A 2,159-nucleotide genomic window follows, 5' to 3' on the forward strand; every position below is an offset into this window, starting at 1 on the left:
GTGGAGTCGGCAAGAAATAAGGCGTCGCTTTCTGATCTTGGGCTCGTTGAAGTGGTATGGCGATCTCCAGCGAGGTTCACGAGCAGCTCGCGGCACGGTGTGCGGTGTTGCTGCCGCATCTCAATGAGCGTCAGCGGCGCCTGCTGCTCGGGCAAGAAGCGCGGTTGCTCGGGCATGGCGGGGTTCGGCTGGTGGCGACCGTGGCAGGAGTTTCGGAGACGACGGTTCGCGCCGGGGTGGCCCAGCTGGAAGCGGGTGAAGAGCCTCTGCGCGATGGCCGGGTGCGACGGGCCGGAGGTGGCCGTAAGCTGGCTGAAGCTCTCGATCCTGACCTGATCACCGCTCTGTTGGCCCTGGTGGAGCCGGACGAGCGGGGCGATCCGACCTCGCCACTGCGCTGGACGACCAAGTCGCTGCGGAACCTGGCCGAGGAACTGACTCGGCAGGGCCATCCTGTCTCCGCGCCGACGGTGGGCCGACTGTTACGCGGCCAGGGCTTCAGCCTTCAGGCCAACGCCAAGACCCTGGAGGGCACCCAACATCCTGATCGTGATGCCCAGTTCCGGTATCTCAACGAGCAGGTCAAGCAGCACCAGGCGGCCGGTCAGCCGGTGATCAGCATCGACGCCAAGAAGAAGGAGCAGCTCGGGCAGTTGCCGAATCCGGGGCGGCAGTGGCGCCCGAAGGGCGATCCGGTGCAGGTGGAGGACCACAGCTTCTACTTCATCGGCCCGGACGTTGAGGTGGCCATCCCGTTCGGCATCTACGACCTGACCCGCGATTCTGGCTGGGTGAACGTGGGCACCGACCATGACACCTCGGTGTTTGCGGTGGAGTCGATCCGCCGCTGGTGGCGCGCACGCGGACACCTCGACCACCCCAGCGCCAGCCGCTTGCTGATCACCGCGGACTGCGGCGGTTCCAACAGCTACCGCTACCGGCTCTGGAAGGCCGAACTGGCGGCGTTCGCCGCCGAGACCGGCCTGACGGTTACGGTCTGCCACTTCCCGCCGGGCACCTCCAAGTGGAACAAGATCGAGCACCGGCTGTTCTCCCACATCACCCTCAACTGGCGAGGCAGGCCACTGACCAGCCACGAAGTCGTGGTGAACAGCATCGCGGCCACCCGCACCCGCACCGGGCTGCGCGTGCATGCCGAGCTGGACACCGGCGCCTACCCGACCGGAATCTCCGTCAGCCGCGACTACCTGCGCTCACTTCCGATCACCGCCCACGAGCACCGGGGAACCTGGAACTACACCATCGCGCCCACTGGCCCAGGCAGCACCGCCCTGAGCACCGACGAGCGCGACCAGTTCCGCACTCGCACCCTGACATTGCTGGCCGATCCCCGGCTGACCGGCATGATCCGCGAAGAATTGGATGCCTTGTGCGGTCTGCTGGCACCCGCGCAAGCAGCCCAGGCCGAGCAACGCAAGTTCCAGACACGCGGCCGCCGACGTCTTAAGGCTCCGGGCAACCACGGCCGGCCTCTGCTGACCCATGCCGACCGTGTCCTGGTCACCGTCATATACCTGCGTCAGGTCTGTCCGCAGAAAGTCCTGGCCGCTCTGCTCGGCACCAACGCATTCACCATGGGCGAGGCGATCCGCGAAACCCGGGCCCTCATGGACGAACAGAAAATCACGCTAGGCCAGACGACGCACTACTTCTCCCAGGCCCAGGACCTGCGTGACTGGCTCGACCACGGCGCGGTCACCAGCCAAATGCACACCTTCCAGGCGCTGACGCACCCGCAGCTGACCGGCATGCCACGCCAGGACTTCCACGCCCTGGCCGAACGGCTCGCCATTCCCTACCAGGCCCTCCTCGAACAGCGCCGCCACCACCGCCGCGGCGGCGACCGGCGACCGGGAACACGCCGCGGCGTCTTCCCCCAGAAGATCACCGACGTCGACCGCGTTCTGGCCACCGTCCTGGCCCAACGCCACCTATGCAACCAACAGACCCTGGCCGATCTGTTCGGCGTCAGCCGGGGCACCATCCGCAACGCCGTCGATGACGTCCTTCCCCTGCTGAAACAGCAGGGGTATCTGCCCGAACCAGCCACCCGTCACTTCGCCACGGCTGCAGACGTTCTTGCGTTCGTCGCCGACGCCTCCGGCGACGAATCGCCAGATTGAATTTTCACAACTCCA

1 protein-coding gene is annotated in these 2,159 nt (G+C 66.4%); it reads left to right on the forward strand.

The features are described 5' to 3' along the window. The first annotated feature begins 56 nt into the window (after nucleotides 1–56). Nucleotides 57–2,144 carry an ISAzo13 family transposase gene (locus AB0H75_RS50120; RefSeq protein WP_367809178.1) on the forward strand — a complete coding sequence of 696 codons (2,088 nt, stop codon included), beginning with the start codon at nucleotides 57–59 and terminating at the stop codon, nucleotides 2,142–2,144. The last annotated feature ends 15 nt before the right edge of the window (nucleotides 2,145–2,159 follow it).

The sequence above is a fragment of the Nonomuraea sp. NPDC050783 genome (assembly GCF_040802095.1).
Taxonomy (GTDB): domain Bacteria; phylum Actinomycetota; class Actinomycetes; order Streptosporangiales; family Streptosporangiaceae; genus Nonomuraea.

Coding starts and splice junctions, on each gene's coding strand:
- AB0H75_RS50120 (WP_367809178.1), top strand. CDS start 57: ATGGCGATCTCCAGCGAGGTTCACGAGCAGCTCGCGGCACGGTGTGCG.